Genomic DNA, 25,471 nt, shown 5'->3' on the forward strand with positions numbered 1-25,471 from the left:
GGATGTAGGTACTTAGGTTCAGTCTGGAACTATGAGCCTGTGCCGCTAAGCCTTTTAATTCTCGCTGAGTGGAAAAGAACTTAATCAATTTGGTATTAATAAAACCCTTTTCGATATAAAAATGTAAATTGATTTATATCAAAGACCCTAGAATTTTTAGGGGTTATACTCTAATCAGTAGATGCAATAACAATGGAAATTTATATTTAAAATGTTCACCAAAATCATTTTATTATTAAATATCATTATTTACTTAGTTGTAAATGGACAAGTGTTTGCAAAACCTATTCATTTATGTCAAGCAATGGCCATGCATAACATTAGCGCGACCTTATCTACAGATACTCTCCAAATTCATCAACATCATGATGTCAATGCACATGACAAAGCAGATAAGCAGAGTGTTGATAAATTAAAAATTTCCTCATCAATGAATAACTGTCAATGCGTAGATTGTGATTGCAGCGCTAATTTAGTATCTCAAGCTAACTTAACGCTGTTGTCACGATATGATTTAGTAAGTTGTTTTGCTGTTATCCAGCAGGTCACTAACAAGCTAGCAAAGGTTTATGTGTCAGAACCTAAGTCAAATTTATATCGCCCTCCAATATTTTCATAGTACAGAATAGATCCGTTCAAAAAACACAGATCAACTCTTAAATTTTAAACGAAATTTTTATTCGTCTTGCTTTTAGTGCGCATGTAATTGTTATGCCCTGAAAGAGATGGATATCATAAACTATAAAATTAGTAAGGTTATTACTATGAAAATTAAGGCTCTTAGCAGCGCAATTGCGACTGCTTTAGTATTATCGAGTGCATCTCACGCGTATGCACAAGAAGGTTCCTCATTAGATATTGGTCGTTTTGCTATCGCAGGATATGGTGATGTGACCTACACCGATCAATCTGACATGAAAGATGAAGCAGGTAATGACATTCAGAATAATGTTGTTGCACGTTTTGTTCCTATATTTTTATTTCAATTGTCTGAAAAAATTCACATTGAAGCAGAACTTGAGTTCAGTACCAATGCAGAAGGTGAAACAGAAACCGAACTTGAATATGCCAATATGCACTATTTCTTTAATGATAATACCATCATTACCGCAGGTAAATTTTTATTACCCTTTGGGCAGTTTGGTGCCAACCTCCACCCTAGCTGGATCAATAAAGCCGCCAGTAATCCGGGACTTTACGGTGGGCACGGTGGTAACGGTTCACTCGGCGGAATTACTAGTATTTTAGGTGATACCGGAATAAACATTGGCAATACCTGGACGTTAGGTGAGGCCGGGAAACTGTTCACTGACTTTTATGCTGTGAGTGGTCCTCGCCAAGAAGAAGGTGATCATGGCGGTGGTGTTGAGATGGCTGCCAAAAAAGGTGATAACAATGACACTATGGCTTACGGTGGGCGTATTGCTTATGCATTTTTACCTGAGTGGGAAATCGGTGTTTCATATTATACCGGCGCCTATAGTAATGACGGTGATTTAAATTACAACGCTTACAATGTCGACTTTAACTGGATAGGGAGCTTTGCTAGTGTCAGAGGTGAAATTTTTGGCTCAACAGCTGAAACAGAAGGTGAAGACGAAGGCGTCGAAGGTGCACACGGTGAAGAATGGGTAAGAGACTTTGATAAGGAAGGGTGGTATGTACAAGGTACTTGGCAAGCTCGCCAATTAGGTAAAGATTGGTTAAATCCTATTGAACTTGTTGTCCGCTATTCTGATATTTCTTCTGACTTTGATGGCAGTATTGTGCATGAATTTGAAGAAGATGGCGGTAAAACGGGTAGTCGTATTTATTACGGTATTAATTACTGGTTGGAGCCCAGTGCAGTATTGAAATTTGGTGCTGAAAGTACCTCTATTGATAATGCACAAGCGAGCCACGATGTAGTACCTGATGATCGTATGTTTTTACAATTAGCCTTTGGTTTTTAAGGAGAACTATCATGAAATTAACTCAACTTTTATTGTCAGTCATAGTACTGTCTTCTAGTGCTTATACAGTTCAAGCTCAACATGTTAGCGATCCTTCTTTGATTGCAACCGGCGCTAAAGTCTACAGTGAAAACTGTGCTCGTTGTCATAATGCCCGTCCCGCGGAGGAATATTCCAAGCAGGAGTGGTCAGTTGTGATGCCGCATATGCGAGCGAAAGCACATATGACAGGTAAAGAAACGTTAGCTGTTGAAGCGTTTTTAGCCAGTACATTAACGTCTGATGTGCGAAATAATTTCGATACGGCGGGTAATAAAGCTCCCCAACGTTCAGGGGAAGAATTGATCAGCGCTTTTGGTTGTCAGGGCTGCCATTCTCTCAAAGGGCAAGGAGGAACTTTAGGGCCTAAATTAGATTCAGTTGTTGCTGATAAAGGCCAAGACTTTGTCTTGAGAAAGTTAAAGGATCCAAAATTTAATAATGCCGTATCGGCCATGCCTAAATACCCCATGACGGAGGAAGATATGCAAGTGATTGTGCGTTATTTAAATCAATAATTAAATGCAGAGAAACTATCCTAAAATATATCGGGTAGTTTCTCTTCTTTCGTATATGTTACTGCGAATATATATGATTTTTATCGCTTGACCTGTGTCTTAGACATAGGTTTAAACTAGGGATAGTTGTTAAAAGCTATTTTTGACACTTATAAACGAGGATTTGTGTGATGAGGGTAAAGAAGTTAGCGAATGTGATGAATACTACACCTGATACGGTGCGCTATTACACTCGTATTGGACTTATTTCTCCAATGAAGAACCCAGAAAATGGTTATAAGGTTTATGGCAAAGCGGTACAACGAAGATTGAAGTTTATCTTAAGTGCTCGGCAATTAGACTTTTCAGTTGATGAAATTAAAGACATTTTAGCTGAAGCGGATAAAGGCCATACCGCATGCCCATTAGTGCGAGAAATTGTTGAACGTCGTCTTGCAGAAACCGAGAAACAATTTCAGGCGGCGCTGTTGTTACGAGAGAAGTTAAGAAAAGCAGTAAACGATTGGCAGAATATACCTGATAAAGCGCCATCAGGTCATATGATATGTCACCTTATTGAAGGTGAAATAGCAACAATTAGTCAAAGTGAAGGAGAACATGATGAATAAATTATCAGACGATATTACTCAGAGCGCTAGTCAAGAATTGATTATTGATGGTGCTAGTTGTGCTAGTTGTGTTGGTAAAATAGAAAAAGCTTTGCGAGCAGTGACAGGAGTCGAAAGTGCCGAGATGAATTTTGCTTTAAGAACTGTGCTTGTTACTGGTGATGTTGCCCCTGAAACTCTGATCAATACGGTTGAATCCATTGGCTATAATGCCAAAAGTAGTAATCAAGCAAGTGATGACCAGTTGCTAGATGAAAAAGAAGTCGCCGATGAAAAATATTACGTTAAGCTAATGAAGCAAGTGTGGATAGCCTTGGGACTTGGTATCCCATTGATGATTTATAGCATTGCCGGTGGCCCTATGACCGTTGATACATCGTTAGAACGAGCGGTTTGGTTGTTGATTGGCCTGTTATGCCTTGCCATTATGTATTTTGCCGGCAAGCACTTCTACATAGGCGCTTGGAAATCTTTTGTTAATCATAATGCGAATATGGATACCTTAATTGCGTTAGGGACAAGTACCGCTTGGCTATATTCAATGATTGTTGTGTTGTTCCCAATGGCATTACCTGAGATGGCACGCCATGTTTATTTTGAAGCTACCGCGATGATTATCGGGTTGATCAACCTCGGGCTTGCCTTGGAAGTGAAAGCACGAGGGCGAACCAGTGAAGCGATTAAGCGCTTAATTGGCTTGCAAGGAAAAACCGCACGTGTTGTTCGGGTTGTTGACGGCAAAGAACAAGAAATTGATATTGCCATTGAGCAAGTACAGCTTAATGACATCGTTCGTGTCCGGCCGGGAGAAAAAATATCAGTCGATGGTGTCGTTGTCCAAGGCCACACCACCATTGATGAATCAATGTTGACGGGTGAGCCGATGCCAGTCGAGAAAGCTGAAGAAGATGAAGTCGTTGCCGGGACTTTAAATAAATCAGGCAGTATTTTATTTAAAGCGACGCGGGTCGGTAAAGATACCGCATTGGCGCAAATTATCAATATGGTGAAACGAGCGCAAAACTCTAAGCCACCGATTGGTCGTTTAGCGGATGTCATCTCAGGCTATTTTGTTCCGGTGATTATGATCATCGCTATTGTTAGTGCCTTAGTTTGGCTTAATTTTGGTCCTGAGCCGAGCTTAGCGTTCGCGGTGGTTTCTGCCACTACCGTGTTAATTATTGCTTGTCCTTGTGCGCTTGGCCTAGCAACGCCGATGTCGGTGATGGTGGGGGTGGGTAAAGCTGCTGAGGCTGGCGTGTTGATCCGCAATGGCGAAGCACTACAAACCTCAGCAAAGATTACCGCTATGATCTTGGATAAAACCGGTACCATTACTGAAGGATCGCCAACGGTAACCGATATTATTGTTATCGATAAAGCCTATACAGAAACCGATATTTTAACCATAACGGCCAGCATTGAAAGTGGCTCAGAACATCCGTTAGCACAGGCTATTGTTGATGCTGCCATTAAGCAAGGTATTGATCCAGAGAATGTTAGTGACTTTCATGCCATTGCCGGCCATGGCATTAAAGCCAATTTTAACGGTCAACAATTACTTTTTGGTAATCAAAAGCTGATGTTGAGTAAGCACATCGCGCTTAATGGTTTTGTTAGCCAAGCACAAAAACTTGCTGATGAGGCGAAAACGCCGATGTACCTCGCTGTTGATAACAAATTAGCCGCTATTATTGCTGTTTCTGACCCGATTAAAACTGACTCTATTTCAGCCATTAAACGCTTACAAGCCGGTGGTATCCGCGTGGTTATGCTAACCGGTGACAATAGAGCAACCGCTAATGCCGTGGCTAAAAAGGTCGGTGTTACTGAGGTTTTTGCTGAAGTGTTGCCGGAAGATAAAGCCAATAAAGTGGCAGAGTTGCAAGCACAAGGTGAAATTGTCGGTATGACTGGCGATGGTATTAATGATGCTCCGGCATTGGCGTTGGCTAATGTTGGCTTTGCGATTGGTACGGGTACCGATGTTGCTATTGAAAGTGCTGATATTACCTTGATGCGAGGTTCATTACATGGTCTCGCCGATGCGATTGCCATTAGCAAAGCAACGTTACGCAATATTAAGCAAAACCTTTTTGGTGCCTTTATCTATAACGTAGCTGGAGTGCCTTTTGCTGCCGGTGTGCTTTATCCATTTTTTGGCCTGTTACTTAATCCCGTTATTGCTGGAGCCGCCATGGCCTTCTCGTCATTAACAGTGGTAAGTAATGCCAATCGCTTACGGTTTTTTAAAGCCAAAGAACATTAATAAAAGTGTTGGAGAATTTAAAATGATAATAGTCAATTTAATCGGTTTGGCGCTGATAGCGCTCATCGTATGGTGGTTTTGGTTGTATAAACCGTCAAAGGCTGTTGATGCTAGCGCAGAAAATATAACCGTTGTGGTTAATGACGGTATCTACCAACCAGCACGAATCAGGGTTGCTGCGGGCAAGCCAACAAAACTGCAATTCTTAAGAAAAGATGGCAGCCCTTGTGCTGCTACGGTGTTATTTCCCGATTTTGAACTGAGTGAAGAGCTACCGGTAGGCGTAAGTAAATCAGTCGCGTTACCGGCAATGTTAGCAGGAGAATATGCCTTTCATTGTCCGATGAAAATGTATACCGGTACCTTGGTTGTCGTTGAAAGTGCTGCATTAGGAGGACAGAAATGAGTAAAAAACATCGTTCATTTTGGTCAACCCCGACAGGATGGGCGGCATTAGGGCTAATTGCTGCAGCCAGCTACTTTTTGTTGGTTGAACATCGGCAGCATTTTTTTCAGTACTTGCCTTTTCTAATTTTATTGCTTTGCCCATTGATGCACATATTTATGCATGGCAGTCACGGGAAGCATGAAAATAATCAAGTAGCGTCTTCTAAAGGTGATAAGGAAGAAACATTCCAAGAACTAACAGATAAAAATGAAGCCTATAGAAACGGCTATCTGGAAGGTCTGAAAACCGCAAGGGACGAAAAAGAGCAGAAGGGGAATAATAATGAACGGTGATTATGGTTTATGGACTTTAGTGATCTTAAATTCCGCTATTTTTATCTTTTTTGCTTTTAGTTTTGCCAAACCACAAACTAAAACTGATTGGCGAGCTTTAGGTGCATTTTCAGCATTTATTGTTGCATTATTTACTGAAATGTACGGATTTCCGTTAAGCATTTATTTTTTGTCTGGTTGGTTAACCGAAAATTATCCAGGTATTAACTTCCTTGCTCATGAAAATGGTCACTTATTACATACAATTTTTGGTTTCGAAGGTAATGCTCATTGGGACCCCTTGCATATAGCGAGTAACGTTTTAATTGTTGCAGGATTCTTCATTTTGTCCTCTGCTTGGAATGTTTTGCATCAAGCGCAAAAAAATAACACATTGGCGATTTCTGGTTGGTATGCGCGTTGCCGACATCCTCAGTACGTAGCATTCATCCTAATTATGTTTGGGTTCTTATTACAATGGCCAACAATTCCGACAATTGTAATGTTTCCGATTTTAGTGGTTGTCTATGTGCGTCTTGCAAATAAAGAAGAAGAGAAAGTTATCCGTGAGTTTGGTGAGGAATACTTATTATATATGGCTAAAACACCAGCTTGGTTGCCAAAATTTTCAAATAAGGAAAAAGGAAAGAACAATGAAAAAGTTAGTTAACTACTTATTTACCGTAAGTATTCTGTCCGTTGTTATTAGTTTTTCTACAGTAGCTTTTGAGATGGCTAACAACGATATGCATGAGGGGATGGCAATGTCTCATGCAAATATGGACAAAATGCATGAAAATATGGAGATTATGAGAAAGCAGCTTATCGCTATAAAGCGAGAAGTTGAGCCTAAAAAACAGCAAGAACTCATGCATGAGCATCGACGGTCAATGATAAAAATGATGCAAATAATGCATAGGGATATGGCTGATAAATCGATAGCACAACAAATAAATATGGCTGAACATCACTTACAAATGATGGAAAGTATGATGCCCCAAATGGCATCGAATAAAATAGTAAATAGCAAAGCATCAAATCAACACAATCATTAAAGGAGAGGGAATATGACTGATTTAGATCATAGAGTTGGAGTGAGAGAAAGCAACCTAGTTGTTAGGAACCTTAGACTGTCAAAGGTCAAAGATGAAAACATTGAGGCGTTAATTAAGGAAATTGATAAAATGTTTGGCCTAGATGAAGTATCTTTCAATCGTAAAGAAGAAAGTATCCATTTAGCCTATGACGCGGTTAATTTAAACCTTGCTGGCATTGAAGAAGTCATTAGAAAACATGGTGCTGATATACATGATGATTGGTGGACTCGCACTAAGGAGGGCTATTACAAATTTGTCGATCAAAATGTGAAAGATAATTCAGACCATACGCCGTGGAGTTGTCATAAAACCCCCCCAGGCTCGGTTAAAAGAAAACGTTAAATTTAATCAAAATAACTTAAATAGGAATTAATTATGTTAAATAAAATATCTAAAGTAATCGGATTTATAGTTTTTGCTGTCGTTCTTGCTGGGTGTGCAAATAGTGATTTTTCACATAACTATTTAATGCGTGGTCAAGTCGTTTCCGCATCTGAAAGTGAAGCCATTGTTTGTGTTGGCTTGAATGATGGTGCAAAAACGGGGCAAATTTTACATACCTATCGGTTTGTCATGAATGATGACAATGACGAAGGAGCTGAGTTCTATAAGCAGCAAGAAATAGGACAAGTGAGAATAGATAAAATTATTGATGAACATTTTGCGAAAGTTACAGTTTTAAAAGGAGCTATTAAAAAACACGATATGGTGCAATTAAATAAATAAAGGCTGAAAAGCCAAATTTAAATAATACCTTTCAAACGGCCTTCGAATTCAATTATAAATTGATTCAAGGCCGTTTTCCTCCTTCCTATCGGCATCGTCCACTTTTTCGATGTTTGGCCAATCGTTAAGTAGATAACTTTATAGCTGATTCATGATCTCAGTTATTTACGTGTCTTAATTGCCTTGTGAACGACACTGTTCAGTGCCTTGATTGCCGATATAATACCAATTTTACTAAGTTTGTTCCCACTCAGTGAAATTTAACCGGCTTAGCGGCACAGGTTCACCGTTCCAGACTGAACCTAAGTACCAACATCCATGTTGGCAAGGTATTGATTGAAGGTAAGGGTTATTCTCGACAACTACTCCTGCCTTGTTCTAATGACTCACATCCCTGTGAGCACCTTATCGAAATCAATAACACGGCCTGTAAGGCTTTTAAAATCACCCTTGAGGAGCTTACCAGCGGTTCGATAACCGCGATAATTTCCTTCATATAGAATAACTATATTCACAAAATGATCGTTGTTCTCAAACGCTGGTAAGCGCTGAGTGGGAATAAACTTGGTATAAGGTTTGCTTTTTCTTATTTCCTAGCATATTTTAGCAAATAATTATCAGCCTATTATCTGGGCTGGAGACTTCTTCAAGGCGCTTATTATGAATTTAGACAAATCGACAAAACGTATTGCAAAGAAAGTTAAAAATGGTTTCCAAGGTTATCCGCAAATAACCTTAGCTTATTTTGGCCCAACAGAAGATTGCGCGACACAAGTGGTAGTAAGTTTTATTTTAGAAGCCGGAGCAAGTGCCCAAGAAGAACGTTTTTCGAATGAAAACGATGTCAGAAAAGACGAAACGATCCAAACAACCTTAGTAAAAATTATCGAACGTGCCGAGGCTAAAACGGTTGTAGAAGTTGCCGGTGTTGCCATTATTAAATAATTGCCGAACAAAAGGTCATGGTTGCGTGCTGATCTTGTCAGCGCCGCAAGTTTTATTGACTCTGAATTTGTTCAGCATTTATGGTTTATGCTGCTGTTGCCACTATATCTTGGTGTTTTTGGTTGAAGCGCTATCAGCAGATCATGCTCTGATAAACTATTGAGCTTACTTAGTGAGATATCATTGAATATGCTATTATCGCGAAATATATCTTCGCAAACATCTCAGTATTATATTGCTATGCCAAACCTTGAATCTTGTTTTACCTTATTTTCTCAGCCTGTTGTTCATATCAGCTTACCGGAAAAATTTACCTTTCCGTTTTATTATCAACCACAGGCACTTGCTGTTGCTGCTGCTGAACAATTGCAGCAAGCGCTAGAAAAGCAAACTGATATTATTGGCAGTGAAAGCGATAGCGGTAAAATGTTGGGGGTTTTGGTGGTTAAAAATGCCCAACAACAGCTAGGCTATTTATCGGCTTTTTCTGGCCAGTTGGAATATAACCATACTGCTATTAACTTTGTTCCGCCTGTGTCTGATATGCAATTACAAGATGACACTTTTCTAGCTGAAAACCGCATTATCAATAACATTAATGCTGAAATTGAACAATTAGAGTGTGGTGAGCCGCTAACTACTGCAACGAATGCGCTTAATGAAGCAACTAACCGTTATCAACAAGCGTTATCAGTACAACAGCGCTTAATTGTTGCTAACCGCCAAGAAAGAAAAAAGCAGCGAGATGAGGCGGTTGAGCAATTAACCGTCGATGGATTTGAGCAGTTAAAACTTGTCTTAGCAGGGCAAAGCATTTACGAAAAAAAACAGTTACAAGCATTAAAACAGCACGGGCAGAGTAAACTTGCATTATTGCAGCAAGCCTTAGATACGATAACCAGTAAAATTGCCAAGTTAAAGAAGCAGCGTAAAGCACGTTCTAAAAACTTACAGAAAAAACTCTTTTCACAATATCAGTTTTTAAACGCAGATGGCGCAACTAAAGACCTTAACGCTATTTTTGCTGAGTTACCGGAACATATACCACCTGCGGGTGCTGGTGATTGTGCCGCGCCTAAATTATTGCAATATGCTTATTTACATAACTTAGCACCCGTCACTATGGCGGAGTTTTGGTGGGGCGCAGCGCCTAAGTCAGCTATCAGGCAACATAAGAATTACTATCCTTCTTGCTACAGTAAATGTCAGCCTATTTTAGGGCATATGCTTCAGGGCTTAGATGTTGATGATAACCCTTTGCTGATTAATCCTGCACATGGCAAAGATTTGGCTATCGTTTATCAAGACGACGATCTTTTAGTGGTTAATAAGCCGGCTGAGTTTTTATCCGTGCCGGGTAAAACGATTGCCGACTCAGTGTATATGCGCATTAAAAACCAGTTCCCACAAGCATCTGGGCCGCTTATTGTCCATCGATTAGATATGTCGACTTCTGGACTGTTGATTATTGCCTTAAATAAACGTGCTCATAAAGCGCTGCAAAAACAATTTATTGAGCGCACAATAGAGAAGCGTTATGTGGCTTTAGTTAGCGGAAATGTTGTAGCAGACAGTGGCACGATTGAATTGCCACTACGGCTAGATTTTGATGATAAACCACGACAAATGGTGTGTTATCAGCACGGTAAACCGGCATTAACGACTTGGCGGGTATTGGAGCGGAAAAATAACACCACGCGCTTGCACTTATTTCCTAAAACGGGACGTACACATCAACTACGCGTGCATTGCGCCCATCAAGATGGCTTAAATATGCCGATTGTTGGTGACGATCATTATGGTTTAAAAGCACAACGACTACATTTACATGCCGAATACTTGTCGTTGCAACACCCGATTAATCATCAAGCTTTAGTTTTTGAAGTTGCTGCTGACTTTTAATCTAGTTTATTGATAACCTTGTTTGTTGTTGTAAAGCAGCTAGCTGCCAAGCAGTTATACGAGAATAACTAAAAGCGTATCAAGGTGAATTTGGTCGTCGTAAAGGTCACCAGGTAGTCAGTCACCAAGTTGCATAACGTTGTGGTACAAGCTGCATATTTTAACCCTACGTAGGATAGTGATGAAATAGCTGCATTATCATCAATTGAATATTACTGAGACTTCGCTGTAATAGTTTAATACGCTCAGTTTTTGTTAAAATTAATCTTTCTAATTTATTGAATTTATGGGATATTAAGTGATAATAAAGCGAAATTATGGAACGGGCATTGCAGAGAAGTCGCGATAATAAGCTTATGTTTCTTTAATTCTGATTACTACTTCTTAAATTGGAGGAAGCCATGAACATTGATGCAAATAAAATTGGAATTTCTAGTGCTATTTCTTTTGGTATTCTTTGGGTTGTGTGTAGCGCCGCTGTTCATTTTATGCCGCAACTCATAATGAAGATTACTGGGCATATGGTACACGCAGATTTTAGTACATTAGGCTGGACTCTAACCTTTTCGGGATTTTTAACGGGACTGTTTGCTTGGGGCGCAATTGCAGGTGTCAGTGGTTGGCTGATAGCCTCAATATATAACAGGCTGTAGGCTGTTGAGCTTTCACTTAATAGCTCTGTTGCACTTGAAAAAGTTGGCAATCGAGGCGCTTCATATAATGTTTGCTTGCTCCAAATGCATATTAATAGACTTGGTATAACGAATTAAGTTATTCCTGTTTATTTCTTGTGCTCCTGTATCGCACTGCGGTTGGTTAACTCGATATAGGTAATGCATTTAGTACTCCTGTTTTATCGGGATATTTATCAAAAATGAGTGATTCCACAGGCTCGTTAGGCTTTATCAATTATGGCATTTGAACGAATTCAGAAGCAAACACATACAATATCAGGTTTAATGGTGATCGTTTCTTATGATCGCTTTACTACACGTTTTAACATTATGTGTGAAGATGAGCTTTTATATTCATCTTTAATTTTATTACCAATCAAAAAAACTAAAATATTCATAAATAATCAAGAGTTTACTTTAAAAATATTTTGGCTTATTTTATGGAAATCTCAATTGCTAGATATTGATGGTAGTGTTGCAATTAAAGAGTTACTTGCTCGTCGTCGTAAAAAATCTATAGGCCTTCTTATTTATTTTGCACTCATCACTAGTGCTAAAATAGGAATTGATTTAGTTGCTTAAAAACTTAAAAAATAAAAGCCCCTCTTAAATTATCAGTAGCAAAGACTTGGGCTAAGGCTAAAAGCTTATCTTCAAACCATCTACGACGGTGTTCATAGCTTTGTCCAGTGGCGTTATCTTGACCTCAGAGAAAAGCGCGACGAATACAGCGTGAGACATAATGATAATATGATGATTGGTTAAGCTAACGTGTTGTTTCCTTGGTGTGGTCATCACACGTCCTTGTTAACCTTTGATGACAGTTAATCGTAGTCACCGCTGTTTTGATGTCCATTTTTGAGTGGGAGTCATTATATTTATGTAAATGATTCTAACAATGGAGTGTATATGAAGATATTAACATTAATCTCAATTGTTGTTGCTGTTGCCTCGATAAGTACTGTAGGTAAAAACAAGACTATTTACGCTGATGAACAGGTAACTTACTTAGCCCTCACTAGTGACTTTACCTGGGAACGTGCAAATAAAAATATCCCGAAATATCCTTTAGAACTTGCCCGTTCAGGGAGTAGAGGATGTGCTGTTTTATCTTTTAATATTTCCGATTTAGGAAAAACTGAAAATGTTGAGGTTATCAACTAATTACCTAAAAATAACCTTGGTAAACATTCGCGTAAAATGCTAAAAAAATGGAAGTGGATTCCTGCTTCAACTATTGCAGATCCCGCCCCAGAAAAGAGAGCTTTAAGGTTTGATTTCTGTATGGGCGGCGAATCAACAGAGCAAGCACAAAGTGCTTGTAAACAACAAGCAAAATTAACATGTGGCTAACTCACATAATAAGCCGCTAAAAAGAACATTGGCTTGGCCCATTTTCATGCACACCTCTTCATCACACTGAGGAGGTTACAATAAAGCAAGCCAAGTTAAAGTTTTCGACCTAAGCGTTTTTCTATTTGCTTTTTCTCCCAATCAGCGCCAAAAAAGCTATAAACTTCAAACACACTCAAACCGTGTGATATCACCCCAATCCCCCAACCTAATGCCGCCCACCAAGCCCAATAATAACCAGGGCTAACAAGAAAATTCAGTAAGAATAAGCCTAGTACAACCACGGCATAATTAATCAGATGGCTATAAAATCCCTTAATGTCCTGAACATGTTCGATAATTCGAGTTTCTTCATCGTTGTAAGTGTCCGAGTTGCTCATATCCTTCTCCTTTAGTAATTCATCAAGTTCAACCTCAAAAACAGCGGCAAGAGATTTAAGTGATTCCAAACCTGCTTTTTGACCACGTTCAATGCGTTGAATTGTTCGAATACTCAAACCACTAAACTGGGCTAATTGCTCCTGAGACCATGCTCGTTTAAGTCTTAATTTTCGAACGGTCATTTACTTCCCCTTGTTGCTGTTCTGGTTAAATTATTGATTAGTTACTCTTTTTTTACTACGACTTTTACCTGACAACTTTGTGACAGTTGTTAAAATTCAGTAACTTATAGTGTTATCGAACAGGCTCATAATGAAATTTCAATTTCCTTGAGTAACGTGGCGGCATCGTCAAATTCGTATATTTCAACCTTTGTCATGATATCTTTTAGTTGTTGATGGTAGTGCTGTTGATGTGTCATCGATAATAATGTCTGAATGGTATCTATGGCCGCTACATCATAATTATCTACCTCGATAACCAATTGTTCGAATAATGCTTTGCAGTCCTTAACGTTGAAAGCTTGCTCAACAGGGACTTGCGGCTCTAGTTGCGATAATGATAATTGAATACGGTTAAGTTCATTTTGACATTGCTCGAGTAGTAGCGGTTTTATATCATGCTGTATGGCATCATTTTCCAACTGCTGACAAAGGGTATAAAGCTGCTGAGCACCAATATTACCTGCGACACCTTTTAAGGTATGAGCCAGTTGTTCAGCCGTAGCAAAGTCATGGCTATTCATTGCCTGCGCTATCGGGTTAATAGCTTGGCTATAGTTATGTTTAAACTTAACCAGTAGGCGTTGATACAATTGCTGATTATATTGCGCTACCGCTAAACCTGCGGCGGTGTCGATACCCTCAAGTTCAGGTAGGGTAAGCAGGTCATTTTTATATGAATTAGCTTTGTGTTTTTTATTATTAGGTTTGCTCGGTATTACCCATTGGGCTAATTTGCTAAAGAGTTCGCCGGTGTTAATAGGCTTGCCGATATGTTCATTCATGCCTGAGCGTAAAGACTTTTCTCGATCGCCAGCCATGACATTAGCGGTCATGGCAATAATAGGTAAATCGATAAAACGCGCGTCTTGGCGAATTTCTCGCGTGGCGGTATAACCATCTTTTACGGGCATTTGGCAATCCATCAGCACACCGTCAAAGCTTTCCTGTTGCAGATAATCTATCGCTTCTTGACCATTATTGGCTACGGTTACTGCAATACCGTGATGGCTTAATAGTTCGGTTGCCAATTCTTGGTTTATTTCATTATCTTCAACCAATAATATTTTCGCCCCTTGTAGGGCATTGATTGCTGACTGCTCAACAAGGGGGGCTGAGGTATATTTGATATTACGTAGGTTTTCGTGCCCCAGGGCAATTAATAAATTGTCGAGTAAATTCGACGAGGTAATTGGCTTACAGGTGACGTAATACTTTTCATCGGTATTAAGAGTTTTGCTGGGTATTTCTTGTCGGTTCGGCAGAATATGTAATATTGGCAAATCGATGCAGGCATCTCGTATTGATCTTATATCACGACAACTTTGCTGATCATTGCAATTAACCAGATCAAAAATCAAGGCATCAAAAGTTTGGCTATCTTGTGTTAACTCAGTCAGCGCGCTCGTGACTGAGCTGTAGTGTTCGACAATAAAGCCAAACGATTGCAACATGCGCAGTAAAATAGGCTTATAGCTCTCATTATCAGCGATTAAGGCAAGTTTTCCGCCTTGAAGTGATGATAAATAAGGTCTTTTTGCTTGGCTTTGTGCTAACGATTGGCATTGATAATCAACAATAAAATGAAATTGACTGCCTTGTCCCTCTTGGCTTTCTAACCATATTTCGCCACCTAGTAATTCAACCAAGTGCTTACATATTGCTAGCCCTAAACCTGTGCCACCGTATTTCCTTGTGGTTGAAGCGTCAGCTTGGCTGAATGACTGGAAGAGCTTTTCTTGCTGCTCGGCGCTCATTCCTATGCCAGTATCACAAATAGAGAACTTTAAAGTGACTTTGTTATTATGCTTTTTAAGACAAGATATGTGAATTTTTATTTCACCGTGTTCGGTGAATTTAGCCGCATTGCTACCCAGGTTAGTGAGTATTTGACTAAGGCGTAAAGGATCGCCAATTAAGTCAATAGGAACGGTTTTTTCAACGTCAAAAATAAGCTCAGTTTTTTTCTCGGTCAGCTTATCCATTAGCATATTACCGAGGTTATCGAGAATCTCATCTAGGCAAAATGGAATAACTTCAATATCGAGTTTATTGGCTTCAATTTTAGAAAAATCCAAAATATCATTTACCAGACCTAATAAGGATTCGGCAGCACGATTAACTTTAAAGATATAGTTTTGTTGCTGAGGTGATAAGTTGGTTTTCAGCGCTAAAGCCGACATACCTATGATCGCGTTCATCGGGGTGCGAATTTCATGCGACATGTTGGCTAAGAAGTTAGATTTTGCTTTTACCGCATCTTCAGCTAAAGACTTGGCGTGTGCTAAGGTTTGCTCAGCCATTTTTTGTTCACTGATATCAACAAACGTACCTAATAAGCCGCCAATGTTGCCATCGGCTTTAGCAAAGCTCTTCACCCAGTACATGGTTGAGTGCGTTAAGCCATCACCGTAGACTAGCGGGATTTCTTTTCGCACCATGCCCATAGAGGCAATAAGTGCGGTATCTTCCGCTTGATAAGCTTTTCGATCAGCCAATGGCAAGTAGTCAAGATCGAGTACGGTTTTACCAATAACATCTTCGCGCCTAACATTGAATGTTTCTTCATATGATTTATTGACGTTAATAAATCGTAAGTCTGTGCCTTTAACAAAAATAGGATAAGGAATAGTATCAGCCAACGCTTGCTGGAATAAGACTTGTTCTGCCAGAGCTTGATCATTAAGTTTGCGTTCGGTGATATCTCTAACAATAGCGACGATAAAGCGCTCATTGTGAATATCAATTGAATTTACCGTCACTTCTGCGGAAAACTCATCGCCATCTTTGCGTTTACCGAGCAACTCTAAGCGTTGCTTTTCAGTGCTAGGCGCACTGAGTAAGCGTTCAAAAACCTGTAAACATTTTTCTTCAGGTAGTAATCGTTCAATTTTTTCACCAATCAGCTCTGATTTATCATAGCCAAACATAGTGAGCACTTGCGAGTTTACAATACGGTGTTCACTGTTTTTATCTAACATTAATATGGCGTCAGGTGCGGATTCCATTAATGCTGCAAATTGTGCTTTGGCTGCGTTTCTTTGTGTCACATCAATAAGGGTCAGTCGCACTTCAATTAATTCGTCATTATCATAAACAGGTAGAGCCGATAGCATGGTATCTATGGTTTGGTTGCCACTAATTCTTACTGGAATTTCGCACTCTAAAAGATGAGACTTACTCTGGAATATACGATGAACATAGTGTTTTGGTTCGACAAATTCTTGCCAGTTTAAGGACACAAAAAGCTCTCTAGGGCGCTTAAACATTTTGGCAAATACACAATTGTGTTTTATAAACTGGCCTTGGCTATTTAATGTAGCGTAGGCAACAGGGGCATATTCGTATAACTCCCACATTGCCCGTTCACGTTGATGTAATTCGGTGGTACGTTGTTTAACTATCTTTTCTAATTCAGCTTTTGAACGTCGCATATATTTTGTTGAACGTTGGCCAACAGTGACGGTAAATATATTAGCGGTTAAGGTCAGCAATAAGGTAAAAAATGAAATCAACATTAACTTATTACGTAGTGAATTTAACCCTAACATCGCTTCATTAACGTCTATTTCAGTTGCTATGCCAAAGCCGTACTCTGAATCCCATAACCAAGCGCCGTAAACGCTAACGCCACGGTAGTCGTTGTAACCTAAAACGTTTGTCGCTATTTTATTTTTTACTATTAAGTTACTGTTATTTTTATACATTGTATTTATAAGATGATTAGCCATATAGGTAAATGGCAAAGCTTGATTATTTATGACGGCATTTGGCGCTTCAGTAATGTTAATTTGTGGGTCTTTAAGGGTGATCAGCTGATTATTTTTACTATGATCTTGAAAGTACTTTAATATCGATAATCTGGCTTCAAAGCGACTTTTGGAGAGCATTTGACCTTGCTCGTTAACTAAGTAACTGTCGCCTGATGCACCAATACGGCCTTGTTGCATAATATCGGAAATTTGACCACTGGTTTGAATTTTTAATGCTAATGCCGCAATAACTTGATGATTATCATCAAATATCGGGCTAACAATAAACATGCTGTATTGATCTATCGGATTACTATTATTACCAAACAATACGTTCTGATCGTTTTTGATCGGCGAGACAAAGCGTGTTTCACCGGTAAATACGCTGCTCAGTAGCTCTGGCTTTTGTTGTGCGATAACATTAATTTTGCCTAAATTTTCATTGTGATTTGAAGCAATGTTAATCTTGTCTTTATTGATGATAGAAAAACCTTGGCCTTGTAGGTTACTTTGTCGAAAATATTGCCGTATATCTTGCAATGCTAATGAAGTTATTAGTTTTTCTGTTTGAGGCGCTTGTTGGTTTAGTTGTTTGGTTAAATTAATTATTTTTGTGTCAGTTCGCATTTGTTGTAATAAGTATTCTTGTTCACTTATCCAGTCATTAAGTCTTGTTTTTGTCGCACTGACAACAGACTCAAGATTTTTTTCTATGCTACTTTGTGTACTTTTTTCATTATCTTGCAAGGTGAGATAAATTACGCTGAAAATAATGGTGATATTCAATACTGAAATTGAGTGCACGATAAGCGGAAATTTCCGTGACGCCATAAAGGCAACTAAACGCTGTTGAGTAATAAGCTTAGGTAACACTAAGGTGATAGATATTAATAATAAAGAGATCAATATCATCGATATTATTAATAACGTGCTGCTGTCGTGGCTAATATGCTTATCTGAAAAATTTTCTAAGGCATCGTCTAGTAAAATATTTTCAGGTAGAAAAGGTGAATTTGTCATACCAAGTTGATGATAAATTTCATTTGTTTTTTCCATTCTGGTGCGAGCAATTGAACCTATAGCAATAAATTTAGCTAAAATTACTTTACTAATTTCTTCGGCTTCAAAACGTAAATGGGCATGAGATTTATCTTGGCTATTGTATTTTTTTTCAATCAACTCAATGATTTCTGTTTTATGATTTAGGGCGTATTTCCAACCTTTAATCGTTGCCTGGCGTATAGCCTGTACACGCTGAGGATTATTTTTTACTTCGGACTCGCTAGTGAAAAGATTATCACCATAAAAATCAATACCATAATCTCTCGGGTCGATAGTAAATATATCTATGTTAGCTTGGGCAAATTCGAATGGCTCATTGGTGTTATAAATTAAAATCGCGTCAGTTTCACCGTTCACCAATGCGGAGAAGGGTTGGTTATTGTCTTGCCAAGTAAAAGCATTTTTTTTTGTTTGCGCTTGCAATAGCATCGCGGTAACAGGGTCGAAATTTTTTGATGCTGAACTCATCATGATACGTTTACCGATGAGGTCAAATGGGCTAGCAATATTAGAAGAGCGCAGCGTGGCAAGGTTTGCCGGTGAATGTTGAAATATTTGTGCAACAATAACAACCGGTTTACCTTTGCTTTTAGCTACCAGTAGACTTGAATTACTGATGCCGTAATCGGCTTTACCTGCAATGACATTATCGTCAACGGCTCCTTGACCATCGAACTCTCGTAACTCAACATCTAAGCCTAATTCTCGATAATAGCCTTGTTCTTTTGCGGCATAGTAGCCAGCAAACTGAAATTGATGTAACCAATTTAGTTGAATAGACACTTTATCGAGCGCTTGCGCAGAGCCTTGGCTACTATAGACAAAAGCAAATGTACATAATATGGCGATTAAGCGACTTCTCAGCCAGCAAATATTTAACATTTTATTTATGCTCAGCCCATTGCTTAATAATATCGGCGAGTTGTTTTACACCATCAGTTAATGCTGCCGGACCCGGTTGTAAAATATCGGTTGAATTGACTTCGTAAATGTCACCATTTTTTATTGCGGGTATTTCCTGCCAACCTGCTCTAGTGGTAACTTTATCTTGATCAAACTTACGACCACACCAAGAGGCAATGTAAATATCAGGTTGTTTGGCAATAACATCACTAGCATCGGCAACAATACGGTTTTTAGCTAAAGATTGTGTTGAAAATTCGCGATAGCAGTCGATACCACCGGCAATTTCGATCAGTTCGCTGACCCAACCAATGCCGGTAATAATAGGGTCAAACCATTCTTCAAAATAAACTTTCGGTCGTACCGGTAACTTATCAGCTTGTTGTTTGATGGTGTTTAAGTTGTTTTGTAAATCTGCTACTAATTTTGCGCCTTTTTCTGGCTGGCCAATTAAGCCTGCAAGTGTGCGGATCATTTGCAAGGTTTCGCTAATGCTTCGATGATTAAAGCAATGTACTTGTATGCCTTCTTTAATTAAATCAGCGACAATATCGGCCTGCATATCAGAAAAGGCTAAAACTAAGTCAGGTTTTAATGCTAAAATTTTCTCGGTTCTGGCGGTGATATAAGCACTGACTTTGGTTTTTTCTTTACGTGCTCGCGCTGGGCGCATGGTGTAAGCTGAAATACCAATAATGCGATGATCTTCCTCCATTAAGTAAAGTGCTTCAGTGGTTTCTTCTGTTAAACAGATAATGCGTTCTGGCCATTTAGGTTCAGGAACAGGGGACATATATTTTCCTTGTGACTTATGATTTGGCATAGTTATGGGGCAGATATTAACTGAGATATTTTTAGCTTACCAAAAGGTGGGCGATAAAGATCAATTTTTTGTTGTTTATACCGATGATAATTCAAACTTAAATTATGTATCTTGAAGCGTCATGGGTATACATAAAAATATTTATCATATTAATAGCACAAGCTTTTTTGCTAAACTGTCGGCAATAGCGAGGCTAAAAATAGGAAGAGTAGCTTGTCAGTATTTAATGTTTATTTGTTACGCCATGGCGAGCTTGTACAAAGCGGCATCCTTTGCGGTCGTACTGATATTGCGCTATCCGATATTGGCAAGCAACAACTTATTAATGCCACAAAAAATTTACCTAAAATTTCAAATTGTTATAGCTCGCCGTTGGTTCGGTGTCGAGAATTTGCCACACAATATTGCCAACAACATGAGCTTTCATTGCAGGTGTTGACCGAATTACAAGAAATGAACTTTGGTGATTGGGACGGTAAACCTTATCAAGCGTTGTGGCAATTAACACAGGAAGCTGAAACAACCGCAGCAGAAACAACGTTAACCTTAGGCGATTTTTGGCAAGATCCCTGGCAATGCCAACCGCCCAACGGTGAGTCTATGGAAAGTTTTATGGAGCGCGTTGATAACTTCTGGCAAAATTTACTCTCGCAATTGTGCCAAAGCGAACTCGAAAAAGCGGACTCATTAAATACTTTAGTGTTGAGTCATGGTGGTGTTATTCGATATCTACTGGCTAAAGTATTAGGGCTGCCTATTCCAGGTACTTATCATATGACCAACTTGGATGTGCCTTATGGCAGCTTAATTCATCTGCAAGTTTTCATTGATAACGAAGGTAAAGCTTGGTCTAAATTAATGCTTTAATTGCGCGATTATATGCCCCTAATATTTTAGTCCTTTAGTATGAAAGTTAATTGGCACTCTATAGCAATAGATTGATTTTTATCGTTTTTATTACTTTATGAACTATCTGATATAAAAATAAACCTTGCTATTTTCCCCTAGCTGTCGATAATCGCGGCAATAATTAAATAATGTCATATTCAAATACACTTTTTTAAGCTGCTTAAAAGCATTTAAATTCGTGAGGCTGGGAATGTGGTGAAAGTCCACAACTGTACCCGCAACTGTAAACAGAGCGATATATTAACCACTAAACATTTTCGAAAGAAAATCATTGGGAAGGGATATATCTAGATGCTGTAAGTCAGGATACCAGATGAATATGAACATTAATTGCTACGTCGAGCGGGTTACTCGAGACACTATCAATTTTTTATTGGTGACGATATCACTGATGAAAATAGATTTGCTCCCAAAAACCCCCTAATACTATCGACGTTAATCATCATATACCGATCCACTAACAATTTTTTATTTAGTACGGTCTGATTTAGGTAATGTCATGTTTGAGATCCAAGCGGTTAGTTGTGAACATTCAGAAAAAATTCAAGCAAAAATCGATGGTAAAACCAAGCCATTAGGTGCATTAGGCGATCTTGAATTACTTGCTAAACAAATTGCACAAATACAGCTAATAAGCACGATAGCTGACACCAAAAATAATATTCTCAACGATGACCCAACTGACACCCAGCACAAGTTACAACTTGTCTCTCCCCATTTAACGGTATTTGCCGGCGATCATGGTATTGCTAGCGAAGGTGTTTCTATTGCGCCAAGTGACGTTACTAGCCAAATGGTGGCTAACTTTGCCAATGGTGGAGCGGCTATCAATGTACTTTGCCGACAATTCGGTTGGCAACTGAGTGTTGTTGATGCGGGTATTCTACATCCCCCTGCAGCATCTTTACCGGTTATTAATCAGCGTTTAGGTTATATAACACAGGCAATCAACCAGCAAGCTGCAATGACTGAGGCTCAAGTCGAACAGGGCTTTTCGTTTGCACTGCAACACATCAACAAAATTAAAGCGAGTGGTTGTAATATTGTGGCCTTTGGTGAAATGGGCATTGGCAATACCACTATTGCATCAGCCATTATGGCGGCAATAATGAAAGTGCCTGTCAGCGATGTGGTTGGTCGTGGTACCGGTGTTTCTGATGATGTGGTTAAGAAGAAGCAACAAGTTATTGAACAAGCTTTGGCATTGCATGCTGAAAACTTAGTTGATGCAAAGGCAATTTTACGCTGTATCGGTGGCTTTGAACTAGTACAAATAACTGCAGCGATGCTGGCGGCCGCAGAGAATAATATGCTGATTATTGTTGATGGTTTTATTTGTACCGCTGCGGCTATGTTAGCGATTGAACTGAATGCTAATGTCAAAGGCTATATGGTATTTGCTCATTGCTCAGGTGAACAAGGTCATCAGAAAATGTTGCAGTGGTTGAACGTTAAGCCTTTATTAAACTTAGGTTTACGTTTGGGTGAAGGTACAGGCGCCGCATTAGCGTTGCCCATTCTTCAAGCTGCGGTGGCATTTTATAATGATATGGCAAGTTTTGTTGATGCCGAGGTTACTGATGTTACTTAAGCAAGGCATATTGCGTGAGCAATGGCATTTATTGCTTTTAGCGGTCAGTTTTTTTACCCGTATCCCGGTAAAACTTAAGGTTGATGTTACGGCAAATATGCTTAATCAAGCCAGTCGATATTTCGCCTTAGTGGGGGTATTTATTGGTGTTGGCTCAGCGTTAGTTTTTTATCTTGCCGCCAGTGTTATGCCTGTCGAACTTGCTTTGTTGATTGCCATGGCGACGAGTGTCTTCTTAACCGGGGCTTTTCATGAAGATGGCTGGGCTGATGTTTGGGACGGTTTCGGCGGCGGCTGGACTGTAGAGAATAAGCTTAATATTATGAAAGATAGTCGTTTAGGGACTTATGGCGCCGCGGCCCTATTTTTTATTCTGATGATTAAGTATCAAACATTGTTAGCATTATTAAATACTTCAATGGTGGGAGATAACGTAATAAGTGCAGTCTTGCCGTCTGAAGTGATGTCTATGTTGTCGATTTTTTTATTAGGCCATTGTTTAAGCCGAGTGTTAGCAACAAGCCTCATTGCTGACATGCCTTATGTGAGTGAAGACGCAACATCGAAAGTTAAACCGCTGGCACAAGATTTATCCAATAGCAGCTACTTAACCTTACTGGTGACAGGGGCTGTGATTATTGTATTTACTTTATCGTTTAGCATTGCTTGGAAACTGATTGCTATTTTGTTCATTACTCGTTGGTGTTTAAAACGTTGGTTTACTCAACAATTAGGCGGTTATACTGGCGATTGTTTGGGCGCTGCACAGCAGCTTTCTGAAGTGGTTATTTACCTTTCGTTATTGTCACTTTCTGTGGTGGCTTCATGAGTAAAGTTCACCTCATTATTGGCGGTGCTCGCTCCGGTAAAAGTTCGTTGGCTGAACGCTATGCTAAGTCTTCAAATTTACCCGTGACTTATATCGCGACGGCACAAGCATTTGATGATGAAATGCAGCAACGCATTGCTCAACACCAAGCTGATCGTCCTGCGCATTGGCAGTTAATAGAATCACCACTGTTATTAGCAAGGACCATAGCATTAGCGCTTGAAGATAACAGGCAAGATATTTGTATATTGGTGGATTGTTTAACGTTGTGGCTAAGTAATAGTTTATGCAAGCCAAGTATAGAAGCTGACCAAACGTCGGAGTGTAACCTTGCTTATTGGCAAGAAGAAAAACAGCAACTGCTGAGCTTGTTAGAGCATCTTCAGCGACAAGACAGTCCTGAGCATAAAGTGAATGGTCAGCTACGAAAGATTGAAATAATTCTAGTCAGTAATGAAGTAGGTCATGGCATTGTTCCTATGGGCGAACTTTCACGTCAATTCGTTGATCAAGCGGGCTGGCTGCATCAAGCCATTGCTAGCATTGCTGATAATGTTGAATTTGTGATGGCAGGCTTATCGTTAACATTAAAATCAGCTGAAAAAACTAACAACAAGGTGCAATTGTGAAAACATTAATGGTGCAAGGCACGACCTCTGATGCAGGAAAAAGCACCTTAGTTGCGGGCTTATGCCGCGTATTAGTGAATGCCGGTATTAACGTAGCGCCATTCAAACCGCAAAATATGGCGCTAAATAGCGCGGTAACTAAAGATGGTGGCGAAATTGGTCGCGCTCAAGCTTTGCAAGCGATTGCGGCAAAGGTTGAAGCACGAGTTGATTTTAATCCTATTTTGTTAAAACCTAATAGTGACACTGGCGCGCAAGTTATTGTCCATGGTAAAGCAATATCCAACATGGAAGCCGGCAAGTATCACGACTACAAAAAAGTGGCGATGCAAGCGGTGTTGGAATCGCATCACCGTTTAGCCAATGATCATGAGGTATTGCTGGTTGAAGGGGCAGGTAGCCCAGCTGAAATTAACCTTCGTGCTCATGATCTTGCCAATATGGGTTATGCCGAAGCCGTCGATTGCCCGGTGATTTTAGTGGCAGACATCGACCGTGGTGGTGTATTTGCTCACTTAGTTGGTACGCTGGCGTTACTTTCTGAGTCAGAGCAAGCAAGAGTGAAAGGTTTTATTATCAATCGTTTTCGCGGTGATATTAAATTACTTGAGTCGGGTTTAGATTGGCTTGAAGAGCGCACAGGCAAGCCCGTATTAGGTGTGTTGCCTTATTTACATGACTTAGCATTAGACGCAGAAGATGCGGTCGCGCTTGATAACAAAGTCATGCAAGCGAAGGTGAAAATTTTTGTGCCGCTGCTACCACATATGAGCAACCACACTGATTTTGACCCATTGCGCTTACAGCCCAATATTGATTTGCAATACATCCGAATAGGTCAGTCGTTACAAGGGGCTGATCTAATTATTATTCCAGGCAGTAAAAATGTCACTTCTGATTTAAGCTTTTTAAAGCAACAAGGTTGGCAGCAAGAAATAGAGCAACACCTACGCTATGGCGGTAAAGTTATGGGCATTTGTGGCGGTTATCAAATGTTGGGTAAGCAGATATTCGATCCTGAACATATTGAATCACATGTTGAGCAAATATCAGGCCTAGGCTTGTTAGATTTCACCACCACGCTAACGCAAAATAAAACACTAAGCCAAGTAACGGCGAGCATGACGTTAAAAGGTGAAACTTGTCAGTTAAAAGGCTATGAAATTCACTGTGGCGTCTCTACGGGCCCAGCGTTAAACCAGCCATTACTGCATATTGAAAGTGATGGTACCGGTAAAAAACAACAAACACCGGATGGTTGTATCTCTGATGACGGACAAATTATCGCTAGCTACTTACATGGCTTTTTTGATTGCCCTGAGCCGACACAAGCGGTACTCAATTGGTTAGGTATAAAAGACATGGCACAGCCGGTTGTTGATATTAATCAGCACAGAGAAATACAACTAGAGCGATTAGCTGATGTTTGTAATGAGCATTTAGCTATGGAAAAAATTCAGCAGATTATTGCTCAGGGTGTGAATACACCGAGTAGTCGCACTTAAGGGCTATTGAAACTGTTGGTCGAATACCTAGCTAACAAATATCAACATGCAAAGAATCTAAAC

25 protein-coding genes, 1 pseudogene and 1 riboswitch are annotated in these 25,471 nt (G+C 39.6%); of the genes and pseudogenes, 22 read left to right on the plus strand and 4 right to left on the minus strand.

Annotation, left to right across the window (positions count from 1 at the left end; genetic code table 11):
- Positions 1–211 precede the first annotated feature (211 nt).
- From FGD67_RS15080 to FGD67_RS15150, 15 genes are all read left to right on the plus strand, one after another.
- Positions 212–619: a hypothetical protein gene (locus FGD67_RS15080; RefSeq protein ID WP_257171938.1), complete on the plus strand. Its 408-nt coding sequence runs from the start codon at positions 212–214 to the stop codon at positions 617–619.
- Between the two features lie 145 nt (positions 620–764).
- On the plus strand, positions 765–1,952 hold the full coding sequence (locus tag FGD67_RS15085; RefSeq protein ID WP_257171939.1) for an OprO/OprP family phosphate-selective porin: 1,188 nt from the start codon (positions 765–767) through the stop codon (positions 1,950–1,952).
- Positions 1,953–1,963: 11 nt separating this feature from the next.
- Complete coding sequence (locus tag FGD67_RS15090) at positions 1,964–2,509, plus strand: c-type cytochrome (protein ID WP_257171940.1); 546 nt, start codon at positions 1,964–1,966, stop codon at positions 2,507–2,509.
- Positions 2,510–2,679: 170 nt separating this feature from the next.
- The gene (locus FGD67_RS15095) at positions 2,680–3,117 is read left to right on the plus strand and encodes a MerR family DNA-binding protein (protein WP_257171941.1); all 438 of its coding nucleotides are present in this window, start codon (positions 2,680–2,682) and stop codon (positions 3,115–3,117) included.
- Complete coding sequence (locus FGD67_RS15100; RefSeq protein WP_257175135.1) at positions 3,110–5,386, plus strand: heavy metal translocating P-type ATPase; 2,277 nt, start codon at positions 3,110–3,112, stop codon at positions 5,384–5,386. Before FGD67_RS15095 ends, FGD67_RS15100 begins: the two co-directional genes overlap by 8 nt.
- A gap of 22 nt (positions 5,387–5,408) precedes the next feature.
- A complete protein-coding gene (locus FGD67_RS15105) occupies positions 5,409–5,792 on the plus strand; it encodes a cupredoxin domain-containing protein (protein WP_257171942.1) in 384 nt (127 codons plus the stop codon).
- Positions 5,789–6,127: a DUF2933 domain-containing protein gene (locus tag FGD67_RS15110; protein WP_257171943.1), complete on the plus strand. Its 339-nt coding sequence runs from the start codon at positions 5,789–5,791 to the stop codon at positions 6,125–6,127. The genes FGD67_RS15105 and FGD67_RS15110 overlap by 4 nt, the downstream gene beginning before the upstream one ends.
- Positions 6,117–6,776 (plus strand): isoprenylcysteine carboxylmethyltransferase family protein, encoded by a 660-nt coding sequence (locus tag FGD67_RS15115; RefSeq protein ID WP_257171944.1) that lies wholly within the window; start codon positions 6,117–6,119, stop codon positions 6,774–6,776. The genes FGD67_RS15110 and FGD67_RS15115 overlap by 11 nt, the downstream gene beginning before the upstream one ends.
- Complete coding sequence (locus tag FGD67_RS15120) at positions 6,760–7,161, plus strand: hypothetical protein (protein ID WP_257171945.1); 402 nt, start codon at positions 6,760–6,762, stop codon at positions 7,159–7,161. Before FGD67_RS15115 ends, FGD67_RS15120 begins: the two co-directional genes overlap by 17 nt.
- Before the next feature lie 12 nt (positions 7,162–7,173).
- Positions 7,174–7,545: a cation transporter gene (locus FGD67_RS15125; RefSeq protein ID WP_257171946.1), complete on the plus strand. Its 372-nt coding sequence runs from the start codon at positions 7,174–7,176 to the stop codon at positions 7,543–7,545.
- 33 nt (positions 7,546–7,578) lie between these two features.
- Positions 7,579–7,929: a hypothetical protein gene (locus FGD67_RS15130; protein ID WP_257171947.1), complete on the plus strand. Its 351-nt coding sequence runs from the start codon at positions 7,579–7,581 to the stop codon at positions 7,927–7,929.
- Positions 7,930–8,589: 660 nt separating this feature from the next.
- Positions 8,590–8,874, plus strand: coding sequence for a hypothetical protein (locus tag FGD67_RS15135; RefSeq protein ID WP_257171948.1), 285 nt, complete (start codon positions 8,590–8,592; stop codon positions 8,872–8,874).
- Positions 8,875–9,114: 240 nt separating this feature from the next.
- Positions 9,115–10,776, plus strand: a complete 1,662-nt coding sequence (locus FGD67_RS15140; protein WP_257175136.1) for an RluA family pseudouridine synthase — start codon at positions 9,115–9,117, stop codon at positions 10,774–10,776.
- A gap of 401 nt (positions 10,777–11,177) precedes the next feature.
- Positions 11,178–11,429 (plus strand): DUF5676 family membrane protein, encoded by a 252-nt coding sequence (locus FGD67_RS15145; protein ID WP_257171949.1) that lies wholly within the window; start codon positions 11,178–11,180, stop codon positions 11,427–11,429.
- Positions 11,430–11,687: 258 nt separating this feature from the next.
- Positions 11,688–12,032 carry a hypothetical protein gene (locus FGD67_RS15150; RefSeq protein ID WP_257171950.1) on the plus strand — a complete coding sequence of 115 codons (345 nt, stop codon included), beginning with the start codon at positions 11,688–11,690 and terminating at the stop codon, positions 12,030–12,032.
- 31 nt (positions 12,033–12,063) lie between these two features.
- Here FGD67_RS15150 and FGD67_RS15155 read toward each other — a convergent pair.
- A pseudogene (locus FGD67_RS15155) lies at positions 12,064–12,245 on the minus strand (transposase); the annotation flags it as partial.
- A gap of 114 nt (positions 12,246–12,359) precedes the next feature.
- On the opposite strand from FGD67_RS15155, the gene FGD67_RS15160 reads away from it, so the two are divergent.
- Together FGD67_RS15160 and FGD67_RS15165 are read left to right on the plus strand one after the other, a co-directional pair.
- The gene (locus tag FGD67_RS15160) at positions 12,360–12,614 is read left to right on the plus strand and encodes a hypothetical protein (protein ID WP_257171951.1); all 255 of its coding nucleotides are present in this window, start codon (positions 12,360–12,362) and stop codon (positions 12,612–12,614) included.
- Positions 12,615–12,650: 36 nt separating this feature from the next.
- Entirely contained in the window at positions 12,651–12,803 is a 153-nt protein-coding gene (locus FGD67_RS15165) for a hypothetical protein (protein ID WP_257171952.1), read from the plus strand.
- Positions 12,804–12,898: 95 nt separating this feature from the next.
- Here FGD67_RS15165 and FGD67_RS15170 read toward each other — a convergent pair whose 3' ends face one another.
- The 3 genes from FGD67_RS15170 to FGD67_RS15180 form a co-directional block, all read right to left on the minus strand.
- The gene (locus FGD67_RS15170; protein WP_077288120.1) at positions 12,899–13,366 is read right to left on the minus strand and encodes a 2TM domain-containing protein; all 468 of its coding nucleotides are present in this window, start codon (positions 13,364–13,366) and stop codon (positions 12,899–12,901) included.
- 125 nt (positions 13,367–13,491) lie between these two features.
- On the minus strand, positions 13,492–19,101 hold the full coding sequence (locus FGD67_RS15175; RefSeq protein ID WP_257171953.1) for an ABC transporter substrate-binding protein: 5,610 nt from the start codon (positions 19,099–19,101) through the stop codon (positions 13,492–13,494).
- Position 19,102: 1 nt separating this feature from the next.
- Positions 19,103–19,915: a cobalamin-binding protein gene (locus FGD67_RS15180; RefSeq protein ID WP_257171954.1), complete on the minus strand. Its 813-nt coding sequence runs from the start codon at positions 19,913–19,915 to the stop codon at positions 19,103–19,105.
- 243 nt (positions 19,916–20,158) lie between these two features.
- Here FGD67_RS15180 and FGD67_RS15185 point away from each other — a divergent pair, with 243 nt between their 5' ends.
- The 5 genes from FGD67_RS15185 to FGD67_RS15205 all read left to right on the plus strand — a co-directional run bounded on the left by FGD67_RS15185 (position 20,159) and on the right by FGD67_RS15205 (position 25,408).
- Positions 20,159–20,812, plus strand: coding sequence for a histidine phosphatase family protein (locus tag FGD67_RS15185; RefSeq protein ID WP_257171955.1), 654 nt, complete (start codon positions 20,159–20,161; stop codon positions 20,810–20,812).
- 178 nt (positions 20,813–20,990) lie between these two features.
- Positions 20,991–21,187, plus strand: a riboswitch (cobalamin riboswitch).
- 166 nt (positions 21,188–21,353) lie between these two features.
- Positions 21,354–22,445: a nicotinate-nucleotide--dimethylbenzimidazole phosphoribosyltransferase gene (gene cobT, locus FGD67_RS15190; RefSeq protein WP_257171956.1), complete on the plus strand. Its 1,092-nt coding sequence runs from the start codon at positions 21,354–21,356 to the stop codon at positions 22,443–22,445.
- Positions 22,435–23,274: an adenosylcobinamide-GDP ribazoletransferase gene (locus FGD67_RS15195; protein WP_257171957.1), complete on the plus strand. Its 840-nt coding sequence runs from the start codon at positions 22,435–22,437 to the stop codon at positions 23,272–23,274. The genes cobT and FGD67_RS15195 overlap by 11 nt, the downstream gene beginning before the upstream one ends.
- Complete coding sequence (gene cobU, locus FGD67_RS15200) at positions 23,271–23,903, plus strand: bifunctional adenosylcobinamide kinase/adenosylcobinamide-phosphate guanylyltransferase (RefSeq protein ID WP_257171958.1); 633 nt, start codon at positions 23,271–23,273, stop codon at positions 23,901–23,903. Before FGD67_RS15195 ends, cobU begins: the two co-directional genes overlap by 4 nt.
- On the plus strand, positions 23,900–25,408 hold the full coding sequence (locus tag FGD67_RS15205; RefSeq protein ID WP_257171959.1) for a cobyric acid synthase: 1,509 nt from the start codon (positions 23,900–23,902) through the stop codon (positions 25,406–25,408). The genes cobU and FGD67_RS15205 overlap by 4 nt, the downstream gene beginning before the upstream one ends.
- The last annotated feature ends 63 nt before the right edge of the window (positions 25,409–25,471 follow it).

This window comes from Colwellia sp. M166 (assembly GCF_024585285.1).
Taxonomy (GTDB): domain Bacteria; phylum Pseudomonadota; class Gammaproteobacteria; order Enterobacterales; family Alteromonadaceae; genus Cognaticolwellia.